The organism is Propionivibrio sp., from assembly GCF_016790145.1.
Classification (GTDB): domain Bacteria; phylum Pseudomonadota; class Gammaproteobacteria; order Burkholderiales; family Rhodocyclaceae; genus Propionivibrio.
The window spans coordinates 1-5,850 of sequence record NZ_JAEUOI010000004.1 but is presented as its reverse complement, the minus strand read 5'-3'; the positions used below and the strand labels follow the sequence as shown (position 1 = coordinate 5,850).

Below are 5,850 nucleotides of genomic sequence, written 5' to 3'. Positions count from 1 at the left end.
CGCATCGTCCCGGACAGTTTGCCTTCATCGCCTTTGACCGGAGCGAGGGCGCGCATCCCTTCACCATCGCCAGCGCCGAGCGGGGCGAGCGGACGATCGCCTTTTTCATCAAGGCGCTGGGCGATTTCACGAATAAGCTTGCGCATCGGGTCAAGACCGGGCAGACGGTCAGGATCGAAGGCCCTTACGGCCGCTTCCAGCTTGCCCGCAGCAAGCCGGACAGCCGTCAGATCTGGAATGGCACGACATTGACATTACGCGGCGGGTTTTTGATCCATCCGGGTTAGTTGCTGGATTTCATGCAAAAAAGTGGCCATGTTTATATCGGCCAATGGAGCGAATCTTCAAGCAAAAAACCGCGGTGCTTACCATGGCGCGCCAGGCAATCCGGACCAGAGTTCGTTGAAGTCAGGGAAATTCCATTTGGCCGGATCTTCACGGGTAGAAATTTTTTCCGGGCAGCCCGAGTGTGAGAGATCGACAATCTCCGGCAGGATACGGGCATTGGATTTGGTCGAGAAGAAAACCTTGACGCGTGGCGTCAGCAAGGATTTTTCGCCCTGCTCGATGACAATGCCCAAGCGACCGGAATTGAGTTTGACCAGCGAGCCAATCGGGTAGATGCCGAGGCTTTTCACGAAAGCCTGGAACACCGTAGGGTCAAAATGGCCATTGACCCATTCGGCCATCTTGCGCAGCGATTCGGCGGGATCCCATCCGGCTTTGTAGGGGCGGTTGGAGGTGATGGCGTCATAGACATCGCAAACCGCCCCCATTTTGGCGAAGAGGCTGATTTCACTGTCCTTGAAGCCCTTGGGGTAACCCGAGCCGTCGGTTTTTTCGTGGTGGTGCAGAACCACATCGAGAGCGATCGCATCGGCATGGGCGTTGCCGAGCAGCAATTTGTAGCCTTCTTCCGGGTGTTTTTTTATGATGGCAAACTCTTCATCGGTCAGCTTGCCCGGTTTGTTGAGCACCTCCATCGGCATCATGGCCTTGCCGAGATCGTGCAACAGGCCAGCGACTCCCGCCGAGCGGGTCGCTGTGTCGTCAAGCTTGAGCTTCCTGGACAGGGCAATCATCAGCGCACAAACGGCGACCGAGTGCATGTAGGTGTAGTCATCGACGGTTTTCAGGCGGGCCAGGCTGATCAGCGCGCCTGGGTTGCGGCTGACCGAGTCGGAGATTTCCTCCACCAGCTTTTTAGCACCGCCGATGTCAACCGCCTTGCCCATGCGTGCTTCCTGAAACATCGAGGTAACGGCGCGTTTGGATTGGGCGCAGATCTTCGCGGCGCGGGCAAATTCGAGCGAGGCCGGAACGGGTGTCCTTTCGCGCTCGGCACTTGCCGCACTGTTCAGTTCCGCATCAACCTGAGCCTCGGATTCAGCTTCCGACATTGCCGTTTCGCCCAGCGCCACATCGAGTCCTTTCGCTGTATCGATCCAGACTTCCTTGATGCTGCTGGCCAGAATGGCCTTGATATCCCTGGGGTCGGTTATCACGAAAGCCGAGCGCCAGAAGGGATGCTCCATCCACGAGCCGCAGAACTCCTTGAGGTGCATGCCGACTGCAAGCTGCTTGACGTTGATTTTCTTGAGCATGATGTGGAGACTGATTAGGCGTCAAATTTCCGAAGAAATAATATTACACCGATTGCCTCGGACAAAAAGAAAAAGGGCCTCGCGGCCCTTTTCTTGTGACAGAAGATCAAAGTCCGGCGTCGGCTTTCAGTGCGGCCGCCTTGTCGATTCCTTCCCAGGTGAACTCCGGCTCTTCGCGGCCGAAATGGCCGTAGGCAGCGGTCTTGGTGTAGATCGGGCGCAGCAGGTTGAGCGTCTGGATGATGCCCTTCGGGCGCAGGTCGAAATGCTTGCCGATCAGGTCGACGATCTTCTCGTCGCTGACCTTGCCGGTGCCGAAGGTATTGACCATCAGCGATACCGGTTTGGCTACGCCGATGGCGTAGGCGACCTGAACTTCGCAGCGGTCGGCGAGGCCGGCAGCGACGATGTTCTTCGCCACATAACGCGCAGCGTAGGCGGCCGAACGATCGACCTTGGAAGGATCCTTGCCGGAGAAGGCGCCGCCACCGTGGCGTGCGGTGCCGCCGTAGCTGTCGACGATGATCTTGCGGCCGGTCAGGCCGCAGTCGCCGTGCGGGCCGCCGACGACAAAGCGGCCGGTCGGGTTGACCAGAAAGCGGGTTTTGGCCGACAGCAGTTCTTTCGGCAACACCGGCTTGATGATTTCTTCGATCACCGCCTCTTCGATCTGGGCGTGCGATACCTCGGGGCCGTGCTGGGTCGAGACGACGACGGTGTCGATGAACGTCGGCTTGCCGTCGACGTAGTTGACGGTAAGCTGGCTCTTGGCGTCCGGGCGCAGCCACGGCAGGCGGCCATCCTTGCGCACTTCGGCCTGGCGCTGCATGAGACGGTGCGCGTAGTAGATCGGCAGCGGCATCAGCGAGGGCGTTTCGTTGCACGCGTAGCCGAACATCAGACCCTGGTCGCCAGCGCCCTGGTCGAGATCGAGACCCTGACCTTCGTTGACGCCCTGTGCAATATCCGGCGACTGGCGGTTGATTGCCGTTAAAATGGCGCAACTCTTGTAGTCGAAGCCGATGTCGGAGTCGGTGTAGCCGATGCGACGAACGGTTTCCTGCGCAATTTCGCGGTAGTTGATGTGCGCCTTGGTCGTTATTTCGCCGGAGATGACGACCAGTCCGGTGGACACCAGGGTTTCGCAGGCAACGCGGCCCGTGGGGTCTTCGGCCAGAATGGCGTCGAGGATGGAATCCGAAATCTGGTCGGCGACCTTGTCCGGATGGCCTTCGGAAACGGATTCCGATGAAAAGAGAAACTCGTGGGACATATGATTCTGCTCCAATAAAAAAACCCCGTTGTGTCGGCGTAGCCGGCTCCGGGGTTTGAGCAGACGACGCTTTAGCAGTATTTTGGAAGTCATTTTTTTGACCACCCCCGCCCTGCAAGTTGTCCTGATTAACTCGGCGGAGGTAATAATTGTAGTTTTTAGTGAGCTGCGGGTCAAACCCGTTGCCAGCAAGGTTATTGCGTGGTCCTTTTTTTTCGTATGCTGAGTCATCTGCCGCTGGCCTGGCTGCACTGGCTCGGTGCTTTGCTCGGCTGGCTAGCCTGGCTATTTTCCCCGACCTATCGCCGCCACATGCGCGAGTACATGGTGCTGGCTCTCGGCGAGACGGAGGCGCGCCGTTTGCGGTCCTCGGCCATTGCCAATGCCGGCCGCTCGGCGCTTGAGTTGCCCAGGATCTGGTTGCGTCCTTTGTCCGATGCGGTCGCCCACGTCGTCAAGGTAAGCGGATGGGAACGGGTCGAGGCGGCAACGCGCGCGGGCAAGGGAATTGTCTATCTGACACCGCATCTGGGTTGTTTCGAGGTGACCGCCCAGTACCTGTCGACGCACGCGCCGGTCACCGTGCTTTACCGCCCGCCTAAACAGGCGTGGCTGCAAACGATGATCGAGGCCGGGCGGGCGCGGGCGCAGTTGCGCATTGCGGCAGCGGATCTGGCCGGTGTACGGGCGCTGCTCAAGGCCTTGAAACGAGGCGAAGCGGTCGGCCTGCTGCCCGATCAGGCGCCGAAGTTCGGCGAGGGTCGCTGGATGAACTTCTTCGGCAAGCCGGCTTACACGATGACGCTGGCGGCGCGGCTGACCGAGAGTGGAGCCGCCGTCATCATGGTCTGGGCCGAACGTCTGCCTGGCGGGGCCGGCTTTCATTTCCACCTGCAAGCACCGACGCAGCCAATCCGCGGTACCACCGAAGAGCGTGCCCAGCAGATCAATCATCAGATCGAACACCTGATCAGGCAGTGTCCCGAACAGTATCTGTGGGGCTACAACCGCTACAAGCGTCCGCGTGGCGTCGAGGCGCCGCCGGAAACAATCTGATGCAACTGGCCTTCTGCCTTTACAAGTATTTTCCCTTTGGCGGCATGCAGCGTGACTGCCTGCGCATTGCACTGGCCTGTCAGGCGCGGGGAAATGCGGTCCGTGTTTACACGCTGGAGTGGCGTGCCGACGTTCCGCCCGGATTCGAGCTGGTGCTTGTACCGGTCAAGGCGTTGAGCAATGCGCGGCGCTATGCAAAATTCACCGACTGGGTGCGCCGCGATCTGGGACGCCGTCCGGCGGATCGCGTCATCGGGTTCAACAAGATGCCGGGGCTGGATGTCTATTTCGCCGCCGACCCCTGCTACGAAGAGAAGGCGCAGACGCTGCGCAATCCGCTGTATCGGCTGTCGGGGCGTTACCGGCATTTTGCCGCCTACGAACGCGCCGTGTTCTCGCCCGAAAGTCGTACCGAGATCCTGATGATCTCTTCGCTTCAGCAGCCATTATTCGAAAAGCATTACGCCACGCCGGCCACGCGCTTTCATCTGCTGCCGCCCGGCATTTCGCCTGACCGACGTGCGCCGGCCAATGCGGAAGAAATTCGCGCCGATTTTCGCCGCGAGTTTGCCTTGGCGGAAGATGATCTGCTCCTGTTGCAGGTCGGCTCGGGTTTCAAGACCAAGGGCCTCGATCGCAGCCTGAAAGCGCTGGCCAGTCTGCCGCAGGCCTTGCGCAGCCGAACGCGGCTGATCGCCATCGGGCAGGACGAGCCGGGCTACTTTCAGCGTCAGGCGAGTGCGCTCGGGCTGGCCGGGCAGGTCAGCATACTGCAGGGGCGCAGCGATATCCCCCGCTTCCTGCTCGGCGCCGACCTGCTGATTCATCCGGCCTATAACGAGAATACCGGCACCGTCCTGCTCGAAGCGCTGGTGGCCGGGCTGCCGGTACTGGCCACGGCGGTTTGCGGCTACGCGCATTACATTGAAGAAGCCGGAGGCGGCCTGGTGGTTCCCGAGCCTTTCGCGCAGTCCCGGCTCTATGAGATGCTCGCCGCCATGCTCGGTGACCGGGAAGCCCGGATGCGCTGGCAAGCCGGTGCGCTGGCTTTTGCACAGAGCGCCGACATCTACAGCAATGCCGAACGCGCCGCCGACCTGATCCTGGATGCGCGCCAATGAACAAGCCGCTGCTGATCATCGACGAGCCTTTTAAAACGCTGTGGTCGGCTCGCGACCCTTTCGTTGCCGTTGAGACGCTGAAGGGCGAAGTCTTCCGCGAACTCGAAGCGCGCCGCACACTGCGCAGCGAAGTCGGCGGTCGCGGCTATTTCGTGAAAATCCATCGCGGCGTCGGCTGGGCTGAAATACTCAAGAACCTGCTCTCGCTGCGCCTGCCGGTGCTCGGTGCGCACAACGAATGGCTGGCCCTGCAGCGCCTCACCGGCCTCGGTGTCGACACCATGCACAGCGTCGCCTTCGGCCAGCGCGGCAGCAACCCGGCCACTCGACATTCCTTTATCGTCACCGAGGAACTGGCGCCGACGATCAGCCTGGAAGACTTCTGCCGCGAGTGGCCCAGTGATCCGCCGCCGCCGGCGTTCAAGCGTGCGTTGATCGAGCGGGTGGCCGACATGGCCGGGCGCATGCATCGTGGCGGCGTCAATCACCGTGATTTATACCTCTGTCACTTCCTGCTGCATCTCGACCCGGCGCCGACGGCAGGCGATCTGAGGCTGTCGATCATCGACCTGCATCGCGCGCAGGTGCGCGAGAAACTCCCCAGTCGCTGGCGTGACAAGGATCTGTCCAGCCTGTTTTTTTCGGCGCTGAACATCGGTCTGACCCGACGCGATGTCCTGCGTTTTCTGCGCGTCTATTTCGGCCGCTCGCTGCGCGACATTCTTAATCGGGAAGCGGTGTTGCTGGGGTATCTGGAGCGCGAGGCCGAGCGCCTGCAGGCGAAGTTCCTGAGAAA

General features: G+C 60.7%; 6 protein-coding genes. 4 read left to right on the top strand and 2 right to left on the bottom strand.

Translation table 11 applies throughout. The annotated features are described in order from the left end of the window. The coding region (locus JNM42_RS00385; protein ID WP_294264444.1) for an FAD-binding oxidoreductase at positions 1-287 on the top strand (287 nt) is incomplete at its 5' end. A 78-nt stretch (positions 288-365) separates the two neighbouring features. Here JNM42_RS00385 and JNM42_RS00380 read toward each other — a convergent pair. Both JNM42_RS00380 and metK read right to left on the bottom strand, forming a co-directional pair. Continuing rightward, positions 366-1,604: an HD-GYP domain-containing protein gene (locus JNM42_RS00380; protein ID WP_294264441.1), complete on the bottom strand. Its 1,239-nt coding sequence runs from the start codon at positions 1,602-1,604 to the stop codon at positions 366-368. A gap of 106 nt (positions 1,605-1,710) precedes the next feature. After that, complete coding sequence (gene metK / locus JNM42_RS00375) at positions 1,711-2,877, bottom strand: methionine adenosyltransferase (protein WP_294264438.1); 1,167 nt, start codon at positions 2,875-2,877, stop codon at positions 1,711-1,713. Positions 2,878-3,078: 201 nt separating this feature from the next. Between metK and JNM42_RS00370 the strand changes: the two genes are divergently transcribed. The 3 genes from JNM42_RS00370 to rfaP all read left to right on the top strand — a co-directional run. Then, on the top strand, positions 3,079-3,933 hold the full coding sequence (locus JNM42_RS00370) for a lysophospholipid acyltransferase family protein (RefSeq protein WP_294264433.1): 855 nt from the start codon (positions 3,079-3,081) through the stop codon (positions 3,931-3,933). Continuing rightward, entirely contained in the window at positions 3,933-5,054 is a 1,122-nt protein-coding gene (locus tag JNM42_RS00365) for a glycosyltransferase family 4 protein (protein ID WP_294264430.1), read from the top strand. The genes JNM42_RS00370 and JNM42_RS00365 overlap by 1 nt, the downstream gene beginning before the upstream one ends. Further along, a partial coding sequence (gene rfaP / locus JNM42_RS00360) for a lipopolysaccharide core heptose(I) kinase RfaP (RefSeq protein ID WP_294264426.1) occupies positions 5,051-5,850 on the top strand: 800 nt, incomplete at its 3' end. The genes JNM42_RS00365 and rfaP, both read left to right, overlap by 4 nt.

What these genes read in the sequence shown, in the direction of transcription:
- JNM42_RS00380 (WP_294264441.1), bottom strand. Translation starts at nt 1,604, where the DNA reads ATGCTCAAGAAAATCAACGTCAAGCAGCTTGCAGTCGGCATGCACCTC.
- metK (WP_294264438.1), bottom strand. Translation starts at nt 2,877, where the DNA reads ATGTCCCACGAGTTTCTCTTTTCATCGGAATCCGTTTCCGAAGGCCAT.
- JNM42_RS00365 (WP_294264430.1), top strand. Translation starts at nt 3,933, where the DNA reads ATGCAACTGGCCTTCTGCCTTTACAAGTATTTTCCCTTTGGCGGCATG.